Annotated in this window: 18 protein-coding genes; 9 read left to right on the plus strand and 9 right to left on the minus strand. The window is 69.4% G+C overall.

Annotated features, from left to right (window positions below; translation table 11 throughout):
- Nucleotides 1-378 (plus strand): transposase family protein (locus AB0O34_RS20665; protein ID WP_363917539.1); only part of this gene is annotated, 378 nt, incomplete at its 5' end.
- Here AB0O34_RS20665 and AB0O34_RS20670 read toward each other — a convergent pair.
- Entirely contained in the window at nt 355-1,785 is a 1,431-nt protein-coding gene (locus tag AB0O34_RS20670; RefSeq protein WP_363917541.1) for a hypothetical protein, read from the minus strand. The two genes, AB0O34_RS20665 and AB0O34_RS20670, sit on opposite strands and share 24 nt — an antisense overlap.
- 388 nt (nt 1,786-2,173) lie before the next feature.
- On the opposite strand from AB0O34_RS20670, the gene AB0O34_RS20675 reads away from it, so the two are divergent.
- The 3 genes from AB0O34_RS20675 (at nt 2,174) to AB0O34_RS20685 (ending at nt 4,394) form a co-directional block, all read left to right on the plus strand.
- Entirely contained in the window at nt 2,174-2,995 is an 822-nt protein-coding gene (locus AB0O34_RS20675) for a hypothetical protein (protein WP_363917543.1), read from the plus strand.
- Between the two features lie 706 nt (nt 2,996-3,701).
- A complete protein-coding gene (locus AB0O34_RS20680) occupies nt 3,702-3,938 on the plus strand; it encodes a helix-hairpin-helix domain-containing protein (RefSeq protein WP_363917545.1) in 237 nt (78 codons plus the stop codon).
- Nucleotides 3,939-4,046: 108 nt separating this feature from the next.
- The gene (locus AB0O34_RS20685) at nt 4,047-4,394 is read left to right on the plus strand and encodes a transposase (protein WP_363917547.1); all 348 of its coding nucleotides are present in this window, start codon (nt 4,047-4,049) and stop codon (nt 4,392-4,394) included.
- 20 nt (nt 4,395-4,414) lie between these two features.
- Here AB0O34_RS20685 and AB0O34_RS20690 read toward each other — a convergent pair whose 3' ends face one another.
- Nucleotides 4,415-4,564 carry a hypothetical protein gene (locus AB0O34_RS20690; protein WP_363917549.1) on the minus strand — a complete coding sequence of 50 codons (150 nt, stop codon included), beginning with the start codon at nt 4,562-4,564 and terminating at the stop codon, nt 4,415-4,417.
- A 680-nt stretch (nt 4,565-5,244) separates the two neighbouring features.
- Here AB0O34_RS20690 and holA point away from each other — a divergent pair.
- Nucleotides 5,245-6,213, plus strand: a complete 969-nt coding sequence (gene holA, locus AB0O34_RS20695; protein ID WP_363917551.1) for a DNA polymerase III subunit delta — start codon at nt 5,245-5,247, stop codon at nt 6,211-6,213.
- A gap of 93 nt (nt 6,214-6,306) precedes the next feature.
- Here holA and AB0O34_RS20700 read toward each other — a convergent pair whose 3' ends face one another.
- The 5 genes from AB0O34_RS20700 to rpsT form a co-directional block, all read right to left on the minus strand.
- Nucleotides 6,307-7,083, minus strand: coding sequence for an ABC transporter ATP-binding protein (locus tag AB0O34_RS20700; RefSeq protein ID WP_363917553.1), 777 nt, complete (start codon nt 7,081-7,083; stop codon nt 6,307-6,309).
- Nucleotides 7,080-8,027, minus strand: a complete 948-nt coding sequence (locus AB0O34_RS20705) for an ABC transporter ATP-binding protein (protein WP_363917555.1) — start codon at nt 8,025-8,027, stop codon at nt 7,080-7,082. Before AB0O34_RS20705 ends, AB0O34_RS20700 begins: the two co-directional genes overlap by 4 nt.
- 1 nt (nt 8,028) lies before the next feature.
- On the minus strand, nt 8,029-10,731 hold the full coding sequence (locus AB0O34_RS20710) for a hypothetical protein (RefSeq protein ID WP_363917557.1): 2,703 nt from the start codon (nt 10,729-10,731) through the stop codon (nt 8,029-8,031).
- Nucleotides 10,728-14,033 carry an ABC transporter permease gene (locus AB0O34_RS20715; RefSeq protein WP_363917559.1) on the minus strand — a complete coding sequence of 1,102 codons (3,306 nt, stop codon included), beginning with the start codon at nt 14,031-14,033 and terminating at the stop codon, nt 10,728-10,730. The genes AB0O34_RS20710 and AB0O34_RS20715 overlap by 4 nt, the downstream gene beginning before the upstream one ends.
- Before the next feature lie 295 nt (nt 14,034-14,328).
- Nucleotides 14,329-14,601, minus strand: coding sequence for a 30S ribosomal protein S20 (gene rpsT / locus AB0O34_RS20720; protein WP_363917561.1), 273 nt, complete (start codon nt 14,599-14,601; stop codon nt 14,329-14,331).
- Between the two features lie 367 nt (nt 14,602-14,968).
- Between rpsT and lepA the strand changes: the two genes are divergently transcribed.
- Nucleotides 14,969-16,795 (plus strand): translation elongation factor 4, encoded by a 1,827-nt coding sequence (gene lepA, locus AB0O34_RS20725; protein WP_363917563.1) that lies wholly within the window; start codon nt 14,969-14,971, stop codon nt 16,793-16,795.
- Between the two features lie 62 nt (nt 16,796-16,857).
- Entirely contained in the window at nt 16,858-18,075 is a 1,218-nt protein-coding gene (gene hemW / locus AB0O34_RS20730) for a radical SAM family heme chaperone HemW (protein WP_363917565.1), read from the plus strand.
- Nucleotides 18,076-18,185: 110 nt separating this feature from the next.
- Here the strand turns inward: hemW and AB0O34_RS20735 are convergent, their stop codons facing one another.
- Both AB0O34_RS20735 and AB0O34_RS20740 read right to left on the minus strand, forming a co-directional pair.
- Nucleotides 18,186-18,788: a DUF4870 domain-containing protein gene (locus tag AB0O34_RS20735; RefSeq protein ID WP_363917567.1), complete on the minus strand. Its 603-nt coding sequence runs from the start codon at nt 18,786-18,788 to the stop codon at nt 18,186-18,188.
- Nucleotides 18,785-19,606 (minus strand): DUF3097 domain-containing protein, encoded by an 822-nt coding sequence (locus tag AB0O34_RS20740; RefSeq protein WP_363917569.1) that lies wholly within the window; start codon nt 19,604-19,606, stop codon nt 18,785-18,787. Before AB0O34_RS20740 ends, AB0O34_RS20735 begins: the two co-directional genes overlap by 4 nt.
- Nucleotides 19,607-19,917: 311 nt before the next feature.
- On the opposite strand from AB0O34_RS20740, the gene hrcA reads away from it, so the two are divergent.
- Together hrcA and dnaJ are read left to right on the plus strand one after the other, a co-directional pair.
- Nucleotides 19,918-20,928 carry a heat-inducible transcriptional repressor HrcA gene (gene hrcA, locus AB0O34_RS20745; protein ID WP_363917571.1) on the plus strand — a complete coding sequence of 337 codons (1,011 nt, stop codon included), beginning with the start codon at nt 19,918-19,920 and terminating at the stop codon, nt 20,926-20,928.
- A complete protein-coding gene (gene dnaJ, locus AB0O34_RS20750; protein WP_363917573.1) occupies nt 20,929-22,071 on the plus strand; it encodes a molecular chaperone DnaJ in 1,143 nt (380 codons plus the stop codon).
- Nucleotides 22,072-22,078: the final 7 nt, after the last annotated feature.

Genomic DNA, 22,078 nt, shown 5'->3' on the forward strand with positions numbered 1-22,078 from the left:
ATGAACATCCAGGTCATCGCCGCCCCGGATGGCACGCCGCTGTGGACCTCGGGCTCGGTTCCCGGCTCGGTACACGATCTGCGGGCGGCCCGGATCTGGGGCGTCCTGCGCCGCCTGCACGCCGCGGAAGTGATCGCACTGGCGGACAAGGCGTACGTCGGCGCTGGTGAGCGGGTGCTGGTGCCGTACAAGGGCAAGAACAAGCCGGCCTCACAGAAGAGCGCCAACCGCGCTCATGCCAAGCTCCGTGGCCCTGGCGAACGCGCGAATGCCCAGTTGAAGGCCTGGCGCATCCTGCGAAAGCTCCGCTGCTGCCCACTTCGCGCAGGTCAGATCGTCAAAGCAATCCTCGTCCTACAACTCCGGGAAGCCCGCTGAAATAGGCTCACTGAAGCCTCCCACCTCGACTGCGGCGGCGACCGTTGCGTTCCTGGATTGCGTCATGGTGGTCCGGCTACCAGCGAAGCGATCAATGCAGGCGCGGTTGAACGTCGGATGTAACGCTCGTTTGAATGTCTTGATGGGGTCGCCCATGCTGGTGGGCTTGATGCGCTGTCCCTGCCCGCAGATGTTCTCGAATCGGGCGTAGTTGACGGTACCGATCACCCAGGCCTCATTCACCCGCGAGATCTCGTCCTCCTGCCCTCTCTTGAGGGACAGGGTGATACTGCCGCTCACCGAGTATTTTTTCTCTTTGGCAGCCTTGGCGCCAACGCTCAGTGTGTGATCGGATCCGGTCGATTGGGTTACTGTCCCCATGCCGCCTGACCAGGTGTGTACCCCCATGTATTGCTCTTCGCGCCCGTAGAAATGTTGTCTCAGGAACCAGCCACAGGGTACCCGCTTGGCGGCTGCTGCGATCTGTCCAGCCGACATCTGTCCTGCCGTTATGGTGCCGGCCTGAACGGCTTGGTCGACGAAGGAGAAGTCCGTCGAGCGCGGAGCCGTCGATGCTTCCCGAAGCGCGGCTGCGACTGCTGCGCTGACTGGCCCGGATGGCGCTGGTTCCGTCGCTACTGGAGCAGGTTCCTGACCTTCGGGGACGGGTTGGACTTCCTCGCCGGCAGGAGCAGTCATCCAGGTGGAGGGATTGTCGTTCGCATCGTAGACCTTGGGTTGATCGCCCAGATCGATGACAAGCTGCTGGGGAACCGAAGCCCCGATGGCGTCTGTTTTTGCGGTCGACCACAGAGGCGTGACTGCCTCGCCTCCCGCGGTGGCAACGACCACGTTGATGGATGGGGCACCAGCCGCCCCCGGAACCACGTACACGGGTTCCCCGAGGTCACAGCCATTGGTGACATCGACGCCGCATAGTTCCTCGCCACCGCCGATCGGAACCGGATGCCCTGCCGGCACGGCGGTGGTGTCCCACCGTACTTCCTTCGTGCCGTCGGCTACCACAAGCTCTATCTGAACTCTTCTTTTCTCGTCGACGTACTGGCTTGGCAGTGCTGCCGGGTCGACGTTGACGGAGAAGCGTCCCTCGGCATTGCTGCTCGTGGCTCCGACCAGCAGCGTCGGTACTTCGGTGTCCAGGGGAAGAGCATCCAGGGCGTCCCCTGTCGGATGAGCAACCGCGATGATGTCGGCGGCGTATACGGGGGCACCATTGCTTGCGACGACGCCGCTGACGACGGATTTGGCCGTCATTCCTGAGTAGGGAAATTGCACGGTGTCGGCGTGTCCAGGTTCGGCCGAGATTGACACGAAACTCGTCGTGAGTACGGCTAGTAGAGCGACCAGCGCGTACATGCGTGTTGGCAGGAAGCGATGGGTTGCCATCGTGCTCCTCTACAAGAGACATTGGCTCTTACAGGTCAGATATCGATAAGTCGCCGGGATTTACGTGGAAAAGCAACTCCTCACTGGCATGCCTGACGAACCCTGAGTCCATCTCTGAGGCTGACCTACACAACTGTCCTAACGGGTCTCTGACTTGCCGGGTCGACATTGGGCAAGGTCGAAGCTAGTAGACCTCAGATGTGATTTCAATGCTTGACCTGTAAATCAGCCAAAATGCGGCGGGACGGAGAGCTTCTTTCCTGATACATTCAGCTACAATTTTAGGTCAAAATAAAGAGCCGTATCGTATCGGTATTGCCGAACCGGGCCCATCGCGGAAAACACGTACATCATTACGGATTTGCTCTTGTGGCCAGCCTGTAGTCCCGTGCACTTCAGCGTCATTGACTCGCGTGACGACTTCTTCGACCGCTACCCGCAGAAGCATCTCGCGTCATTGACCGACCGAAGTGCCCGTGCCGACCTGCTAAACGGTGCGCACAGCTTGTGGTACGAGCATGTCAATCTGCTGCTCCACCAGGCACTGACGGATCTGGACGACATCATGGCAGCAGTCCCCGCGCCCGTCCGGACGGCGATAGAGGCGGAACTGGAAACAGAAGCACGTGAGCTGCGCGATGCGCTGGCCGAGTTCTCGGAGGCGGTTTCACCACCAGAGACGGACAACCCGCGACACTGGGACTTCGGGTCCCCGTTCGTGGCCTTCGACGGTGGGATGGACGCGCTGAGCCGTGAGGCTCGCGAGTCCTTGGACGGTCATGAGAAGGGGATCACCACCGAGCAGCGCGAGAAGGCGGTCGCCGATCTGCGATTGCTGGTCACCGCATATGCGCAGCACCGTGGCGGTCACGCCAGGCTGGAGATGGCCGACTTCGAGATCTTCGCCGAGCCGGACCGCTCGACTGGGTACTACCTGACGGTAGATGCACCACAGCCCGGTGACGATGATGATGGTGCCTGGCGCGTCGAGATAGGCCACTGGGAACCGGATGATCCAGAGGAGGAGGAATGTAGTAGCTCGACAGGGCACACGATGCTGAGCTGCGCCCGCTCGGCGCCACCCACGGTTTTGGAGATCGCTGATCTACTGGACTGCAGCGCGGAGCAACTCGCTGCGTGGGCCGCGACTCCCGTCGGAGCGGCGCTGGCCGGAACGACCTTCGTCGTCACAGAACGGCACACCGTCTGACGTCTTTAATTGCGACGTCTTCCCCGGACAGTCACTCACCTGCCAGCGTGAGTAGCCGCGCGGTCTGACCAAACAACTCATGGGAACCCTGGTCAGAAGCCTGCTGGCTCAAGCACAGGTTACGGGTTGTGCGTTCGAGATTGCGTGAGAGCGCGGGTTGGTTCGAATTGCCTGCTCGGCCGTAGCAAGAATTCGGGCGCCAGCGTCGCGTAGGCCGCCCCGGATCCCGTCCAGACAGCCGGAGAAAATCGCGGACCACGGAAAATGGCCCACCGCGGATTGCCTCCGGGTCCCTGCATACCCCTGCTGACGACCATGCCCGTGCCCCTCGACGCCGTGGCAGAGGCCTCGGCCAGGAGCCGTCGCGACGGGATCGGATTTCCCCGGCTGCCGGGCCGAGGGCGCATTTTCTGCGGCTCGACAGCGTTCCCGCAGGTCAAAAATGCGGCGCCCCCTTTGCCAAAGGGGGTCCACAGATCGGTCACATGGCCACTCTAGGCCGCTGCAGCCCTCCCGCCCCACACGTTTCCTGGCTCATCGAGAATCGCGTTCTGGGACACCCCCAAAACAGCTGGCTCCTGAAATACGCTGGCGAGGTGCGGGCGTTGGCGGCCCTAGAACTTGGTCTTCGCGTCGGTCTTAGTACTCCAACGTCACTTGGCTTCGGCGTTGGGCGTGGCTGGGGCAGATCGCGGTGAGATACGGGATGACGGTGCAGTTGTGGACCGGACCCGACATTATGAGGAGCGTGGACTCTTCCCTCGGCACCCTGCCGAAGATCGGTGCGCCAGCGACGCGGGCCTTGAACAACGCTGGTTACACGGCTCTTATTGAGCTTGCCGGGGTGCCGCGTACTGAGCTGGCCAAGCTACATGGCATGGGCCCGAAAGCGCTCGAGATCATCCAGAGCGCGCTTGAGGAGCACAACCTGAGTCTGGGTTAGCACTCCACCGTCACTTGGCTTCGGCGTCGGGCGTGGCGTGGGCATGCAGACGGCCACCGCATTGATCATCGATGGTTTGTGAGGACAACCGAAGATCGTGCGGTGGCCGTGGGCCACAGCGTAGACCCCGCTGGGTGGCGAGTCATCCTGGACGAGGCGGTAACGCGTATCGCTGACCGGTTCGCACGGGCCGAGCCGCGTGCGACGGCCGGCCAGTTCGTGGCAGGGCTGCTGTCGGGGGTCGAGCGCAAGACCTGCTGGTCCCTCGCGGAGCGGGCTGGCCACTGCGATCCGCAGGCGATGCAGCGGCTGCTGCGCACGACGGTGTGGGACGCCGACGCCGTCCGCGATGGGGTGTTCGAATGTGGGCGGTCGCCGGGTGCTATGGCGTACGGTCGCCGGGGGTGCTTCGACTTCGGGGTGTCGCACAGGTCCTGCGCCGATTGGTCGGCGTGAGGAGCCGGGGTCGCTCAGCCTCAGGCGTTCGTGCGCTTGGCGCGGAACTCGGTGTCGAGGTCCGCGGCGTAGATCGAGCGACGGCATGCGGCGCAGCGATAGAGGATGGGACCGTCGTCGAGCATCGCTCCGCAGCGAGGGCAGTCGTGGCGGTTCGGGTTGGTCTTCATAGCGGTTTCACCTCCTCTTTTGCTGGTCGTTGCTTCCAGACTGGCCGAGGATACCTGCAGTTGGATTGCCAATGGCTTGCACTGTTACCACTGGTACGTCAGCGAAATCCTGTGGTGGGGTGGGCCCGGATATCGATGCCCTGGATCACCACAGCGTGGGCGCCCGTCCGGCACTTGCCAAGGCTCGTGACACCGACTCCGGGGTCTTGCCTGATGCGAATACCGGCTGCCGGCTCGCGCCGTACGGGCAGGGCCTGTCTGTTCCCAGAGCCTGACCTACGGTTCGAGGGGGCGCCCAGTGTTCGAATGTGGCGACTGGTGACGGCATCCGTGGTGCCGTTGAACGCCGTCCGGCCTCAGCTTCGATACGGCCGTCCGGCCTCAGCTTCGATACGCCCGTCCCTTGATGAAGGGCTCCACCCGCCTGCCCCCGAACACGGGCACCTGAGGTCTTCCGGGTGGAAAAGGGCGGGAGACCGGCGCCGTGACTCGCACAGCACTGTGCTCCGACTCCAGAGCCGCACCACGGGACGTTATTCGAAGGGCAACTCCAGGTTACAGCGTTTTACCTGGTAGTTGCCTCGCCGGCCGGTGGGACCCGCCACAGGTGGACCCGGCGGGTCCGCGGAGAGCGGGGGCTCCGGTTCTACGCCGCTGCCCTGACGTGGCATGCTGCTCGCATGGCGACGGATCCAGCCCTGGTAACCCTTGTGGTCGGCGACGAGGAGTTGCTCGCCGACCGGGCGGTGAGCTCCGTGATCGCGGCGGCGCGTGCCGGTGACCCGAGTGCCCAGGTGCATGATCTGGTCGGCGGCAAGGTCGAGCCCGGCGAGCTGACCCGTCTGACGTCGCCGTCCCTTTTCGGTGACCGTGCCATCGTGGTGTTCCGGTCCGCGCAGGATCTCGGCAAGGACGTCATCGCCGAGCTGGTGGCCTACACCAAGACGCCGTCCGAGGATGCCGTGGTCGTTCTCGTGCACCCGGGCGGTGTGAAGGGCAAGGCGCTGGTCGACGGCGTCAAGAAGGCCGGCGCCGCCGTCATCACGGTCACCAAACTGACCAAGGCGGGCGAGCGCCTCGACTTCATCAAGGCCGAGATGCGGAACGCCGGCCGCTCGATCAGCGCCGGGGCCGCCCAGGCTCTCCTGGAGGCCGTCGGCAACGACCTTCGGGAGCTGGCCGCCGCGTGCGGCCAGCTCGCGTTCGACACTCCGGGGAAGGCCATAGACGAGACCGCGGTCGCCCGTTACCACCGGGGCCGGGCTGAGGTCAGCGGGTTCACCGTCGCCGACAAGGCGGTCGAGGGGAAGCTGGGGGAAGCGCTCGAACAGCTTCGGTGGGCGCTGGCGACCGGAGTGGCCCCGGTGCTGATCGTGAGCGCGCTGGCGGGAGGGGTGCGGTCACTGGCGAAGGTGGGCAGCGCTCCGCGCAACCTGCGTGGTGGGCAGCTCGCGAGCCATGTCGGCATGCCCCCGTGGAAGATCGACCGGGTGAAGCGCCAGCTCAGCGGCTGGGGGCCGGAAGGCATCGCCCGCGCCATGCAGGCCGTCGCGGTCGCCGACGAGCAGGTCAAGGGTGGCGGCACCGACCCTGCCTACGCTCTGGAGCGCACGGTGCAGGTCATCGTCACCAGCCGCACCGGCCGTTGAAGCCGTAACCACGCATCAGCGGCCGTATGGGCCGCTGGACCGTAACGATGCGTCACCAGCCGCAGGGGCCGCTGGACCGAGGCCTACCTGTGGTCAGGCTGGGGTGGGGGTTTTGGGGGGGGAGGTCGGGGTGACGAAGGCGCCGTCGTGGAGTTCGAGCACGCGGTCCGCGAGGGTTATCAGGCTGGGGTCGTGGGTGGCGACCAGGGCGGTGACGCCCTCGCTCTGGACGACGGCGCGCAGGAGCCGCATGATCTGCCGTCCGGTCTGCGAGTCGAGCTGTCCGGTCGGCTCGTCGGCGATCAGCAACCGGGGCCGGTTGGCGAGTGCGCGGGCGACCGCCACACGTTGCTGCTGGCCGCCGGAGAGCTCGTAGGGCCGCTGGTTGATGTGCTTTTCCAGCCCGACCATCGACAGGAGCATGCGGATGCGCTCCTCGCGTTCGGCGACGGGCGTGCGGGAGAGGCGCAGCGGCACGCCGACGTTCTCCGCCGCCGACAGCACCGGGATGAGCCCGAACGACTGGAAGATGAACCCGATCACGTCGCGCCGCAGCCCGAGGAGACCTGCCTCGGGCAGTTCGGTTACGGGGTGTCCGGCCACGACCACGTTCCCGCTGTCCGGGCTGTCCAGGCCTCCGACCAGGTTGAGCAGCGTCGTCTTCCCCGAGCCTGAGCGCCCTCGGATGGCGATCAGCTCGCCCGGGTACGCCTCGAAGGAGATGTCGTGGAGGGCGACGACCTCCTTGGGCCCGGTCCGATAGACCTTGCGGAGCCCCTCGACGACGACCAGCGGATCATGCCCGGGGGCCGCCTGACGCCCAGTGGGAACAGGGGCAGCGGAGTGGCCGGGGCTGGGTGGGGTGGTCACTGGGGGTCCTCCGGGCGGGGCTTGTCCGGCCATACTCCGATGTGGTCGCGTTCGAGCTCCAGCCGTACCCGGCGTTCCATGTCGAGCGCGTTGGTGAAGTCCCTGGGCAGCTGGAGCCGCCCCACGCGGTCGAGCACCGCGTACTCCTCGGCGATGATCTCGCCCTCCGCGGACGCGCGGCGCAGCGTCTCGCTGCTCGTGCGCCCGTCACGGATGCCCACCGTGCGGTCGACCTGCTCCGACACCAGCGCGTCGTGCGTCACGACCACGGCCGTGACGCCGAGCTCCCGGTTGGCCTGGCGCAGCGCGGCGAAGACCTGCTCGGAGTTCTCGGTATCCAGCTCGCCGGTCGGCTCGTCGGCGAGGATGACCTCGGGAGAGTTGGCCAGGGCGACGGCGATGGCCACCCGCTGCTGCTCGCCGCCGGACATCTGGTCGGGCCTGCGGTCGGCGCAGTAGGCGACCCCCAGCAGTTCCAGCAGTTCGCCGGCGCGTGCCACGGGGGCGCGCGTGCCCGCCAGGCGCATCGGCAGCCGCACGTTCTCCCTGGCGGTGAGGTAGGGCAGCAGGTTGCGGGCGGTCTGCTGCCAGATGAACCCGACGACCTCGCGGCGGTAGCGCAGCCGGTCCTTGGCCGTCATGGACAGCAGGTCCGTCCCGGCCACGCGCGCGACGCCGGCGGTCGGGATGTCGAGACCGGAGAGCACGTTCAGCAGCGTCGACTTGCCCGAGCCCGACGCGCCCACGATGGCGATCAACTCGCCCTTCTCGATGAGCAGGTCCAGGCCCTGGAGCGCCACAACCTCGACGCCCTCGGTCTTGTAGATGCGCACCAGGTTGTCGCAGAGGATGTGCGCGTGCTCGCCGAAGGCGGGCCGCACGTGGGAGGCCTGTGCCTCCAGCTCGGACAGGGTCGGTGTTTCCAGCTCGGTCGGTGTGTCCAACTCATTCACCCACTCGCAGGATGGAGCCGAGGGACCGGCCGCGGCCGATCACGGCATGGAGGAACGCGCCGGCCAGCGCCACGGCGGCGAGCCCGGCGGCCAGCAGGACCGGGGTGGTGAGGCTGAGCGCGTACGTCCGCACGGCGATGTCGCCGGCGTAGGCGCTCAGGTCGAGGCCGGGGCCGAGCGCCGCGGGCAGGGTGAGCCCGAGCACCAGCCCCGCGCACGCCGTCATCACGATCAGCGGGGCGATCTCCAGTACGGTCAGGCCGGCCGCCTGACGCTCGGAAAGGCCGAGGGTGCGCAGGTAGGACAGTGCCCGCGACCGCTCGGCGGCGCCGACGACCAGGGCGATGAGCACCGCCAGCAGCGCGTACACGGCCAGGGCGATCGTCGCGACCAGGAAACTGCTCTTGATCGTGTTGCTGAGCGGCGAATCGGTCACCCGGCGGAGGGACTCCCCGAAGGTCTCCACCAGGATGTCGGGCTTGTTCCCCGCCGCCGCCCTCAGCTCGGCCCCGTCGATGTCGTCGCCCTGGATGAGCAGCGTGTTGGTGTACGTCCGCGCGCCGGCCCGTTTGGACGCGTCGTACGGCACCACGATCAGGTTCTTCTCCGTGTAGCTCAGGCCCGGGAGCCCGCCAGTGATCACACCCCTCTTCGTGAGGTTCATGCGGACGTGCCAGCCGATCGTGAAGGTGTCCAGGTTCGCCAGGTCGGGGGAGACGAGGGCCGGGATGGCCGGAGCGGCCATCTCCGGCGCCGGACGCGGCGCGCTGAGAGGGGAGTGGGACAGGATGCGCCGGTAGGCGTCGAGGTCGACGGCGAGCACGGTCGCGGTCCTGCCGCCGTACCCGACCTGCGCCAAGCCCCTGTCCGCCCGCACGATCGACCGGACGCCGGGCACGCGGCGGATCTTCTCGATGACGTCCGAGGGCAGCTCGGCCTCGCGGAGCACGCGCGCGTCGGCCCCGGTGGCCCGCCAGGCGGCGAGCCGCTGCGTGGTGTCCAGCGTCGCCCCGACGACGGCCCCGTACACCGAGACGGCCAGCGCGGGCAGCAGGATCAGCACGGGCAGCGCGGTGACCGACTTGGCGCGGGCCGCCAGGGTGAGGCCGACGAAGGGGACGGCGGGGCGCGCCCTGGCCGCGAGCCGGACGACCAGGCGCAGCGGGTACGGGTAGCAGCGCAGGGTGATCAGCGCGGCGGCCACGGTGAGCGCGGCGGGCACGAGCATGAGGAACGGATCGGCGCCCTGGGCGTCGACCCCGGTGGTGAGACCGCGCGAACGCAGCAGGTACGCCCCGCCCAGCGCGAGAACGATCACCAGGAGCTCCAGCATCGTCCTGCGGGGGGACGGGCGGCGGGCCACCACGTCGTCGCGGTGGTCCTGGAGCGGGCTGCGATGGGCGAGGGCGACGCGACCCGCCGCGAACGCCGTCGTCACCGCCGCGATGAGCAGCGGGCCGATGTGGACGATGGGCGTTATGGGCCCCGGCAGCAGGTACGACAGCCCGTAGCCGGCCAGGACGGCGGGAACGGCGGCCAGGGCGACGGTGCCCGCGCCCGCGCGGACGACCTGCCCGACCGACGCGCCACGCGCGCGGGCCAGCGAGAGGGCCGTGCCCATGCGCTCGGTCAGCAGCCGCACGGCCAGCGCGATCACGCCGACGGCCACGACGGCGAGCCCGCACAGGGCGAGGAACAGCAGCGCCTGGGCGGTGGCGAGCCGTTTCAGGTAGTCGGTCAGGATGTCGGGGAGGGCCGTGTCCAGCTCGAACGGTGCGAACCCGGCGACCTGCCCCAACGTGGTGACCGATTTGCCGTTCTCGCTGTTGAGGAAGCGCCGGAACTCCGCCACGCCGGTGACCACGGAGGTCGCGTTGCGTGCCGTGAGGGCCTTGGAGTCGACCGCGACGACCCAGCTGTAGTTCAGGTCGCGGTCCGCACCGCTGAGCTGGGTGAGGGTGTTCTCGTCGGTGAGCGCGGTGATGTGGAGCTCGTCCATGTCCGAGGGGGTGCGCCGGACGGTCACCTTGATCGTGTCGAGATTGTGCTCCCAGAACCGGTCGGAAGGGGCGACGGGCTCGAACACCCCGGTGACGCGCCCGAGCGCGGTGTGGCTGTTGCCGAGCACCAGCGTGGTACCGACGGGGATGCCCATCATGTCGGCGGCGCTCTTGACGAGCGCGATGTCGAACCGCTTGACGTCACGCAGGGCCGGAAAGCCGGGCACCCGCGCGACGACGCCCGGTGGTCCGGGCGGGCCTCCCTCCACGTACCGGATCCGCTTCTCGGCCCCGGACAGCCAGGCCACGTCGACGTACTGCAACGGCCGGTCGCCGGGGCCGACGCGTCCCGCCACCGGGGTTCCGAACGTCTTGGCGGCGAAGTGGCTGTCGTTGCCCGGATGGGTGTCCAGCACGGAGGTCAGGATCGGCGGCAGGTTGGTCCGCCACTTGCGGTCCTTGGTCCGGAACGCCTCCTCGCCGGGGATGTCCTGGTCGGCCATCCTCGGCCGCAGCGCGACGACCAGGTCCGTGAGGTTGGCGCTGGTGTCGTCGAGGATGCCGTGCAGGGCGTCGTCGTAGGTGGCCTCGAAGCCGCGGGGCAGCCCGGCGACCAGCAGCGACGCGCTCAGCGCCAGCAGCGCGAGCACGGCCGCCGCGCCCCGGTGGACCCTGAGCAGGAGCAGGGGGTTCATCGGTCCTCCCCGATGCGCAGGGCGCGGCCGAGACCTTGTCGCCGCAGTGAGCGGGCGAGGCCCGCGACGATCGAGAACAGCAGCGCCGCGACCGCGACCAGCAGCGCGAGCGTCGCCGGCCAGGGGATGTCGAGCAGCACGGCCGGGGTGACCAGGGCCGCCTGGCCGGTGAGCACGATATGCGGGACGACCAGCGCGGCGACCCCGACGGCCAGCAGCGTGCCGCCCACCAGCGAGAGCCCGATGAGGAACGCCTGCTCCACGGCAAGCAGGCCGAAGATCTGGCGGAAGCTGACCCCGAGGGCACGCAGGATCGCGAACTCGGCGACCCGCTCCCGCGCGGCCACGGCGGCGTTCACCAGGAAGCCGAGGATCGCGAAGACCAGCGCGGCGGCGAAGCCGAGGATGAGCGCCCCCTGCAGGCCGCTGGCGAGGGGGTCGTCGCGCAACCGGCGGGTCAGCGAGCCGATGTCCGTCACGGTCTGGTCCCACTCCGGGTGGCGGGTCAGCGTGGCCACCGCCGCCGATGGGTCGCCGTCGCGGGCGGACATCCACCACTCCCCGGAGGCGTGCGCGTCACGGGCGGTGGCGACGTCACGGCTGAGCAGGCTCGGCAGGTCGGCGAGGACGGCCGGCGTCCCGGCCGGGGTTCCAGGAACGGCCTGGACGATCCCCGCGACGCTGACCTCGGTCGGCTGGCCGTCCAGGGTGAGCGTCCCGTCCTTGCCCTCCGCCAGCTTCTCGCGTGCCGCGATGTCGGAGGTGATCACCACCGGGAGCGGCCGGAAGATCACCGCCTTGCCGAGTGTGCCCCCGCTCATCGGAAGGAACAGGTCGGAGTTTTGGACTCCCTGGGGGGCGACGACCAGGGCGATGTACTCGGGGTCGGCCATCTCGCCGGGGACGACCTCCTTCGGCCGGGGCACGGTCATGGTGAACAGCCCGGCACCGGGCCCGGCCTCCTCCCCGGAGAGGTACCCGGCACCCCGCACGCCGTGGCCCCACCGCAGGCTCCCCGGCAGCGTGATGCCGGCGCCGGTGTCGGTCCTGGCCGCCTCCACCGACAGCGCGAAGCCGGTGCTCTCGGTGGTGATCGGGACCCGCAGCGCGAACCCGCGGATCCCGAGCGGGTAGCTCAGCTTTCCTGACCGCCCGGCGAGCGCGGAGAGGTCCAGCGACACCCGGTGGGGCTCCCCGTCGGTGATCAAGGGCGGAAGGGGGACCTGGCGCTGCGTTCCGAGGGCGTCGGACACGACCATCGACAGGTCGAGGTCGGAGTCCCGCGGCGCGGCGGCGGGCGCGTCGAGGCGGAGCCGTACGTCCAGCACGAGGCCCTTCGGCGTGCCGGGCAGCGGGACGACGGGAGCCTCGGGCCTTCCCGCGAGGAGGCGCGAGGCCAGCGTGCTCACCGGATGGGTGGTCAGGTCGGGCCGGAACAGCATCATCGGGCCCAGCTTGGTCGCGTCGGCGGCCAGCAGTGTTCCCGTGCCGCCCGAGAAGGAGGCCGAGCCACGGTAGACGGGGCTGATCGCGGTGATCCCCGGCAGCGCCGCGTACACGGCCCCTCCGCCGAGCCGGCCCAGCTCGCCGGACTCCGCCAGACCGGACACGCGCAGGTCGGCGCCCGCCTGGTGCCGTGCCTGATCCACCTGCGACGTGCGCCAGGTGGCGGCGGTGGCGATGGAGACCACACCGATCGCCACCGCCATGGTGAGCAGCAGGGCCGGTCCGGAGTAGCGCAGCGGGCGCCTGCTCACCTGCCAGGCGCCGAGCGCGGGCGCGAGCCCCGGACGGCGGGAGGTGAACCGCTCGGCGATCCGCGAGACCCGGGGCACCAGCCGCAGGCCGAGCATGCCGCCGCAGAGCAGCGCCAGCGCGGGACCGGTCACGATCAGCGGGTCGATGCCGAGGTCGCCCGCCGTGGTGGCGGTGACCGGGGCGCCGTAGTGCTGGAGCTGCCAGATCGCCAGCGCCGCCACCACGAGCAGCGCCAGATCACCACCTGCCCGTTGCAGCACGCCCTGCGCGTCCCCCCGGCCGCGTGCGGCCTGCTCCTCCACGTACGTACGGCGGGCGCCGCGCAGGGCGGGCAGCGCGAGCAGTACGGCGGAGGCCAGCGCCACGCCGCCGGACACGGCGAAGGTGCTGATCCCCGGCTCGGGGACGATGCGGACCCCGGCCGCCTGGATCCACGGGATCGCGTTGATCAGGCCGAGCAGCCGCGGGGCCAGGAAAGGCGCGATGACCGCGCAGGGTACGGCGACCAGCAGGGCCTCCGCACCCGACAGCAGGGCCAGCCACACGCTGCCCGCCCCCCGCGACCGCAGCAGCGCCACCTCCATGCGCCGGTGGTCGACCAGCAGCCGCGCCGTCAGGATGAGCGCGTACGCCGCGAGCAGCAGCAGTTGCAGGACCGGCACGAGCATGGTCGACCGCGCGACCAGCGCCGCCTGGTCGAGCTGGGTCAGCATCTCGGGCAGGCGGCTGAAGGTGTCGCACGAGGGGCATTCGCGCTTGAGGGAGTCGCCGAGGGCCGCCACCGAGGTCGCGAACGGCCGCAGCCGCTGCTGGGTGAGGTTCCGCAGGTCGGGCGCGGCGGTCCAGGTGACCGTGACGGTCGTGGAGGTGAACCGCGCGAGGAAGGTGTCGCGCGGCACCATCAGCGGGCCGTAGGTGGTGTAGCCGCCGCGCTCCATGCCCCTGCGCAGCAGTTCCTCGCTGTTCCAGCGGTCGGCGTAGGGGTCGGCGAGCTGGAAGACGCCCGTGAGCTTCGCGCGTACGGTCTTGTGGTCGAGGCGTCCCACGAGACTGAACTCGTCGCCGGCGGCCAGCTTCATCGCCTGCGCGGCGGGCTGCGAGAGGGCGACCTCGATGGCGCCCTGCGGCGCGGGCTTCGGCCACGCGCCTTCAACCAGCCGTGCCTGCCGCTCAAGCCCCTCGTAGGTCCCGAACCGGGTGAGCTCGGGGTGGTTGAGCTTGTCCTGGCCGGGGAGCGCGTACGAGTCCGAGCGGGCGCTGAGGGTGAGTTCGTGGGGTACGGGCGCGTCGCCCTCGTCCCCGCCCAGAGCACCGAGCCGGGCGCGCACGGCCTTGTCGATGCCGGCGAAGGTGCCCTGCTGTACGGGGGAGGTGATCGTCGTCGCGGTGGTCCGCAGCGAGGCCGTCTCCATGGCGCGCCGCACGCCGACGTCGGCGACCGTGGAGGCGTACATGGTGAGCGCCACCAGTGTCGTGGTGGCGAGAAGGATGGAGCCGAAGGCGGCGAAGAGCAGCAGTGGCTCGCTGAACGCACGCCGCAGCACCAAAGGTGTCCGCCCCCGCATGGCCCGCCTTCCGCTGCCCCGTGCTCGTTTCGCACACCTTAGTTATCGTTCCGGCTGGCAAAAGAGTGCGGGCATCAGGGGTGATACATCCGATATGCGGCGGAAATTGCCATGTGATATTGAAATCGTGACATATCCGGATCGCTCGTGCCCCGGGCGGTGAGGGCCCGGCACCAGGGCGGATCGCCGGACGCGAGCGGGGATCACGCACGGGCCCAGGGCATGCCAAAACGCCGCGTCCGCGAGGGACACGGCGTTGTGGGAAAGCCTGAGCCTACTTGGCGGGCTCCAGGCCGGCGACGCGCTTGGCGATCGCCGACTTGCGGTTCGCCGCCTGGTTCTTGTGGATGACGCCCTTGCTGACAGCCTTGTCGAGCTGGCGCGAGGCGGCGCGCATGAGGACGGCCGCCTCATCCACGTTGCCCTGCTCGGCGGCCTCGCGGAACTTGCGAACCGCCGTCTTCAGGGACGACTTGACGGCCTTGTTACGCAGCCGGGCCTTTTCGTTCTGCCGGTTGCGCTTGATCTGGGACTTGATGTTCGCCACGAAGAAGCCTCGGTGAAAGTCGATGGATGGGGCGCGCGGGCAGAGAGGGCGCGCCACACGCAGTTGAACAGGATACCAACATGCCAGGACCACGCTCAAATCGGAGGCCACGGCACACCCCTGCACCCTTATGTTAGCGCAGCGGCGAGCTTGGTGGTCTTGGTGCCGGTAAACTGGACCCTGAGCGCGGCACCGGCACGCCGGCGCGGCGAGGCGAAACTCCTCGTCCGGGCGGTGTGCGGGCGCGACGCCGCGCCGATCTGCTGTCCAGGTGACGCTGTCCGGGTGACCATCCGGGCGTGCCACCATGGTTAGCGGCTGCCCTGCCAGCCTTCTGATCGTCGTCAATCCTGCCGAACGGACCCCGGTGCGCATCCACCCTGGCCAGACCGACCCCGCGCTGATCCGCAATTTCTGCATCATCGCGCACATCGACCACGGCAAGTCCACGCTCGCCGACCGGATGCTCCAGCTCACCGGTGTGGTCGACGCCCGGCAGATGCGCGCGCAGTATCTCGACCGCATGGACATCGAGCGCGAGCGCGGCATCACCATCAAGTCGCAGGCGGTCCGCCTGCCGTGGGACGGCCACGTTCTCAACATGATCGACACGCCGGGCCACGTCGACTTCACCTACGAGGTGTCCCGGTCGCTCGAGGCGTGCGAGGGGGCCGTGCTCCTGGTGGACGCGGCGCAGGGCATCGAGGCGCAGACGCTGGCCAACCTCTACCTGGCCATGAGCGCCGACCTGCACATCATCCCGGTGCTCAACAAGATCGACCTGCCCGCCGCGCAGCCCGACAAGTACGCCCAGGAGCTCGCCGGACTCATCGGGTGCGACCCGTCCGACGTGCTGCGGGTGTCCGGCAAGACCGGAGAGGGCGTCAAGGAGCTGCTCGACCACGTCGTCCAGCACGTCCCCGCCCCCGTCGGCGACGCCGACGCCCCCGCGCGGGCGCTGATCTTCGACTCCGTGTACGACACCTACCGCGGCGTCGTCACCTATGTCCGAGTGATCGACGGGCAGCTCTCCAAGCGCGAGCGCACGGTCATGATGTCCACCGGCGGCACCCACGAGACCCTGGAGATCGGCGTCATCTCGCCGGAGCCGGTGCCGTCGGTGTCGCTGGGCGTGGGCGAGGTGGGCTACCTCATCACCGGCGTGAAGGACGTCCGGCAGGCGCGGGTCGGCGACACGGTGACCTCGGCCGCACATCCCGCGGCCGAGCCGCTCGGCGGGTACGACCACCCCCGGCCGATGGTGTACTCCGGCCTCTATCCGATCGACGGCGACGACTATCCCGAGCTGCGCGAGGCCCTCGACAAGCTGCGCCTGAACGACGCGGCCCTGGTCTACGAGCCCGAGACCTCCGCCGCCCTCGGGTTCGGCTTCCGCTGCGGCTTCCTCGGGCTGCTCCACATGGAGATCGTGCGCGAGCGGCTGGAGCGCGAGTTCAACCTCTCGCTGATCTCCACCGCGCCGAACGTCATCTACCGGGTGGTCATGGAGGACGGCAAGGAGCTCGTCGTCACCAACCCGTCGGAGTTCCCGGCCGGCAAGATCGCCGAGATCCACGAGCCGGTGGTGAAGGCGACGCTGCTCTCCCCGTCCGACCACATCGGCGCGATCATGGAGCTCTGCCAGTCCCGCCGCGGCGCGCTGCTCGGCATGGAGTACCTCTCCGAGGACCGCGTGGAGATCCGCTACACGCTGCCGCTCGGCGAGATCATCTTCGACTTCTTCGACCAGCTGAAGTCACGCACGCGGGGGTACGCCTCGCTCGACTACGAGCCCTCGGGCGAGCAGGACGCCGACCTCGTCAAGGTCGACATCCTGCTCCAGGGCGAGGCCGTCGACGCCTTCAGCGCGATCGTCCACCGCGAGAAGGCCTACGCGTACGGCGTCGAGATGGCCAAGAAGCTCAAGGACCTCATTCCCCGGCAGCAGTTCGAGGTGCCGATCCAGGCCGCCATCGGCGCCCGGGTGATCGCCCGCGAGAACATCCGCGCCATCCGCAAGGACGTGCTCGCCAAGTGCTACGGCGGTGACATCAGCCGTAAGCGCAAGCTGCTGGAGAAGCAGAAGGAAGGCAAGAAGCGCATGAAGATGGTGGGCCGGGTCGAGGTGCCGCAGGAGGCCTTCGTCGCCGCGCTCTCCACGGAGGCCCCCGCCGGCGACAAGGCCAAGAAGTAGCCGCGTGGCCGCCTGAGGGCGGCCCGTCCGGGGCACGGGTCCCGGAGCGGCAGACTGGGAGCGTGCCTTCCGTACTTCTCGACGGCGATGCCGTTCCCGCGTCGGGTGAGCTGCCCGCGAGCGCCCACGAGGGCCTCGGCGCGCGGCCGTTCGGCTTCTACGTCCATGTGCCGTTCTGCGTGACCCGCTGCGGCTACTGCGACTTCAACACCTACACCGCCACCGAGCTGGGCCCTGGCGCGTCCCGCGCCGACTACGCCGGCACGGCGATCGAGGAGGTACGGCTGGCGCGCAGGGTGCTCGGGGATGTGGAGCTGCCGGTGGAGACCGTGTTCTTCGGCGGGGGCACGCCGACCCTGCTGCCCGCCGGCGACCTGGTGCGGATCCTGCGGGCCGTGGACGAGGAGTTCGGGCTGGCGGCGGGCGCCGAGGTCACCACCGAGGCCAACCCCGAGTCGGTCGATCCCGCCTACCTCGAAGGGCTGCGGGCCGGCGGGTTCAACCGCGTCAGCTTCGGCATGCAGAGCGCGAAGGAGCACGTGCTGGCCGTCCTCGACCGGCGGCACACCTCCGGCCGTCCGGCGCAGGCCGTACGAGAGGCCCACGACGCGGGCTTCGAGCACGTCAACCTGGACCTGATCTACAGCACGCCGGGGGAGAGCGACGACGACTGGCGGGCCTCGCTGGCGGCGGCGATCGAGGCGGGTCCCGACCACGTCTCGGCCTACTCGCTGATCGTCGAGGAGGGCACCCGGCTGGCCGCGCGGATCCGCAGGGGCGAGCTGCCCATGCCCGACGACGACGTGGCCGCCGACCGGTACGTCATCGCCGACACGATGCTGTCGGAGGCCGGGTTCTCCTGGTACGAGGTGTCCAACTGGGCCACCTCAAAGGAGGCCCGGTGCCGCCACAACCTGCTCTACTGGACCGGCGGCGACTGGTGGGGCGTCGGCCCGGGCGCGCACGGCCACGTGGGCGGCACCCGCTGGTGGAACGTCAAGCATCCGGCGGCCTACGCGTCGCGCCTTGCCACCCGCTCCTCGCCCGCCCACGCGCGCGAGGTGGTCTCCGAGAGCGACCGGCACGTGGAGCGGCTGATGCTGGAGCTGCGGCTCGACTCGGGGTTCCCGCTCGCCGAGATCGGCGTGGACGCCCGTACGGCCGTAGCCCGGGCCCTCGGAGACGGGCTGCTGGAGCCGGAGCCCTTCAGAAGGGGCCTCGCCGTGCTGACGCTGAAGGGACGGTTGCTGGCGGACGCCCTGGTGCGTGACCTGACCTGATCCACGGGCCACCTGCCCCAGCGCCCAGGGCTCAGGGCGACCTGGCCTCACGTGGCCCCGCGCCGACGTGGCCCGCCGGGATCCCGGCGGGCGTGCGGCTCTCAGCCGCTTCAGCTGACGAAGCGGATGTTCATCGGGTAGCGGTAGTTCTCCCCACGGTTCGCCGCCACGGCCGCCATGATCATGAAGATCAGCGAGCCGACCCACACCACCAGCATCAGCAGGATGCCGATGATGAAGAAGGCCAGTACGAAGCACACCGCGTAGGCGATGAACAGCGTGAGCTGGAAGTTGAGCGCCTCGGCCGACTGGTCGCGGACGTAGGGGGACTCGTCTTTCTTGACCAGATACAAGATCAGCGGGCCCATGAACGAGGTGAGCAGGCCGAGCAGGTGGGCCAGCATCGACAGCGTCGTGTCGTCGGTCCCCGGGCGCGGCCCATACCGGCCCGGCACATGCGGCTGCGCCCCATAGGGCACCTGCCCGTACCCCGTCTGCCCGTACCCGGGTTGCCCGTACCCGGGTTGCCCATGACCGGGCTGCCCGTAAGCGGATTGCCCGTACCCTGGCTGCCCGTACCCAGACGACTCGTACGGCGGCTGCCCCTGGCCGGGTTGCCCGTACTCCGGCTGCCCGTAGCCGGGCCGGCCGTGCTCGGGGTCCCGGTCGCTGGGTAAGTCGTCGGGGAGGCGGTCCTGCGGGGTCTCGCTCATGCTTGCTCCTCGGTGGTCACGAAGTCGATCAGTTCCTCGACGCGGCCGAGAAGCTCCGGCTCCAGGTCGGTGAACGTGTGGACGGAGCCGAGGATGCGCCGCCAGGCGTCCGCAGGCTCCAGCCGCCAGCCGAGGGCGTCGATCACGCCCTCCTTCCACGGCACCCCGCGCGGGACCGCCGGCCAGGCCGGGATGCCCACGGCGGAGGGCTTGACCGCCTGCCAGATGTCCACGAACGGGTGCCCGACGACGAGCACCCCCGGCGAGGACACCTGGGCAGCGATACGGCTCTCCTTCGACCCGGGCACCAGGTGGTCGACCAGTACCCCGAGGCGCCGCCCCGGACCGGGCCCGAACTCCTCCACGATCGCCGGGAGGTCGTCGACGCCTTCGAGGTACTCGACGACGACACCCTCCACGCGCAGGTCGTGGCCCCAGATCTTCTCCACCAGGGACGCGTCGTGCACGCCCTCGACGTAGATGCGGCTCTCCCGCGCGACGCGCGCCCGCAGCCCGCCCACGGCGATCGAGCCGGACGCGCTGCGCGCCGGGCCCTTGGCCGTGGCCGGAGCCGGGCGCACGAGCGTCACCGGCTTGCCGTCGAGGAGGAACGCGGCGGGCGCGAGCGGGAACACCCGTCGCCGCCCGAACCGGTCCTCCAGCGTGACGGCCTCCTTGTCACAGGCCACCACCGCCCCGCAGAAGCCGCCTTCCGCGTCCTCCACCACGAGGTCGGGCTCGGCGGCGACCTGCGGGATCTTCCCGCGTAGCGGCCTCCGCCAGTCTCCGGCCAGAACGTCCCGTCCGTAGTCCCGCATAACTGGGCACGCTAGCAAAGATCACGCTCCGGGCGGCGGGCCTGCCAGGGAAGCATGCTCGCCAGGGGAGTTGGGACGCGGGAGCCTGGTGGTCGCGTCGTTCAGCCGAGGGGCGTTCTCACTCATGAAGCCCGAGTCTGGGCGGGCCGACTTGCCGCCCGATAGCAAGCGACTTGTCGCTGACCGGGTGAGGTCCTGAGGATGGGTTATCGCACCCTGTCGGCCGGAGCCGTACACTTGGCACTCGGGAACACAGAGTGCCAGACCAGCCGTTTATGCAGGCACGAACGCAGGGCAGGGAGGTGAGCACGTTGCTCGATGAGCGTAAGCTCGCAGTTCTGCGCGCCGTTGTCGAGGACTACGTGTCCACCAACGAGCCGGTCGGGTCGAAAGCGCTCGCGGAGCGGCACAATTTGGGCGTCTCTCCGGCCACCGTGCGCAACGACATGGCCGTGCTCGAGGAGCAGGGTTACATCACGCAGCCCCACACCAGCGCGGGCCGCGTGCCCACCGACAAGGGTTACCGGTTGTTCGTCGACCGGCTGTCCCAGATCAAGCCGCTGTCCGGCGCCGAGCGCCGGGCGATCGAGACCTTCCTCGCGGGCGCCGTCGACCTCGACGACGTCGTCACCCGCACGGTGCGGCTGCTCGCGCAGTTGACTCGGCAGGTCGCCGTGGTGCAGTATCCATCGCTGATCCGTTCCACGGTCCGGCACGTCGAGCTCGTGCCGCTGGCCGAGCGGCGGATCATGCTGGTGCTGATCACCAACACCGGGCGGGTCGAGCAGCGAGTCGTCGACCTTCCCGATGTGGTGGAGGACGACCGGATCGCGCATCTGCGGGCGGTGCTCAACGCCTGCCTCGACGGATGCCGCCTCAACCGGGTGCCCGAGACGGTGGCCGATCTGCACGACCGGCTTCCCGAGGAGGACCGGCCGGTGGCGACCACGATCCTGTCCGTTCTCCTGGAGACCCTGGTCGACCGGCATGACGAGAAGATCGTCTTCGCCGGGGCCGCCAACCTCGCCGGCGACTTCAGCGTCGGCCTGCGCGAGGTCCTGGAGGCGCTGGAGGAGCAGGTCGTGCTCATGCGGCTGCTCGGCGAGGCGAGCGACTCGGCCGCGCTCACCGTGCGGATCGGCTCGGAGAATCCTTACTCCGGGCTACACGGCACCTCGATCGTCGCCGCCGGATACGGTTCGGGCGACAATGAACTGGCTCGGCTCGGAGTGCTGGGCCCGACGCGAATGGACTACCCGGTGACTATGGGAGCGGTGCGCGCAGTGGCACGCTATGTCGGCCAGATCCTGGCGGGGTCCTAGGTGGCCCGCGACTATTACGGCATCCTCGGGGTCCGCCGTGACGCCGGCCAGGATGAGATCAAGAAGGCGTATCGCCGCCTCGCGCGCGAGCTTCATCCCGACATCAACCCCGATCCCGAGACGCAGGAGCGCTTCAAGGAGATCAACCAGGCGTACGAGGTCCTGTCGGACCCGAACAAGCGCCAGATGTTCGATCTCGGAGCCGATCCCTTCGGCGGCGGTGGCGGCGGGCCGGGAGCCGGCGCGGCCGGTTTCGGCGCGGGCTTCCCGTTCAGCGACATCATGGACGCCTTCTTCGGCGGCGGCGGCGGGTCTCGCGGGCCCCGGTCCCGGGCGAGGCGCGGGCGCAACGCGACGATCCGCGTAGAGCTCGACCTGGCGGAGTCCGCGTTCGGCACCACGCGCGAGCTGGTGGTCGACACCGCCGTGCTCTGCGAGGTCTGCCAGGGGTCGGGCGCCGCGTCCGGCACCCACCCCGACACCTGCGACATGTGCCATGGCCGCGGCGAGATCTCCCAGGTCACCCGGTCGTTCCTCGGCCAGGTCATGACCGCCCGCCCCTGTCCGCAGTGCGGCGGGTTCGGCTCGATCATCCAGCATCCCTGCCAGGAGTGCTCCGGCGACGGGCGGGTTCGCACCCGCCGCACGATCAAGGTGCGCATCCCGGCCGGCGTCGAGGACGGCACCCACATCCAGCTCGCCGGAGAGGGCGAGGTCGGCCCCGGCGGCGGCCCGCCCGGAGACCTGTTCCTGGAGATCGTCGAGCGGCCTCACGAGATCTTCGAGCGACGTGGCGACGACCTGCACTGCACGGTGCAGATCCCGATGACGGCGGCGGCGCTCGGCACGATCCTGACCGTGGAGACGCTCGACGGCGCCGAGGAGATCGACGTGCGGCCGGGCACCCAGGCCGGTCACGTCCTCCCGCTGTACGGGCGCGGCATCCAGCGGCTCAACGAGACCGGCCGCGGCGACCTGCTGATCCACGTGAACGTGGAGACGCCCACGCGCCTCGACCCGGCCCAGGAGGAGCTCCTCAAGGAGCTGTCCAAGCTGCGCGGAGAGGAGCGCCCGCCCGGCAAGTTCGCCCCCGGGCAGCAGGGCTTCTTCTCCCGCCTCAGGGACGCCTTCAACGGTCGCTGACCCCAGG

Origin of the sequence: Sphaerisporangium sp. NPDC088356, from assembly GCF_040685555.1 — a bacterium.
In the GTDB taxonomy this organism is placed as follows: domain Bacteria; phylum Actinomycetota; class Actinomycetes; order Streptosporangiales; family Streptosporangiaceae; genus Sphaerisporangium.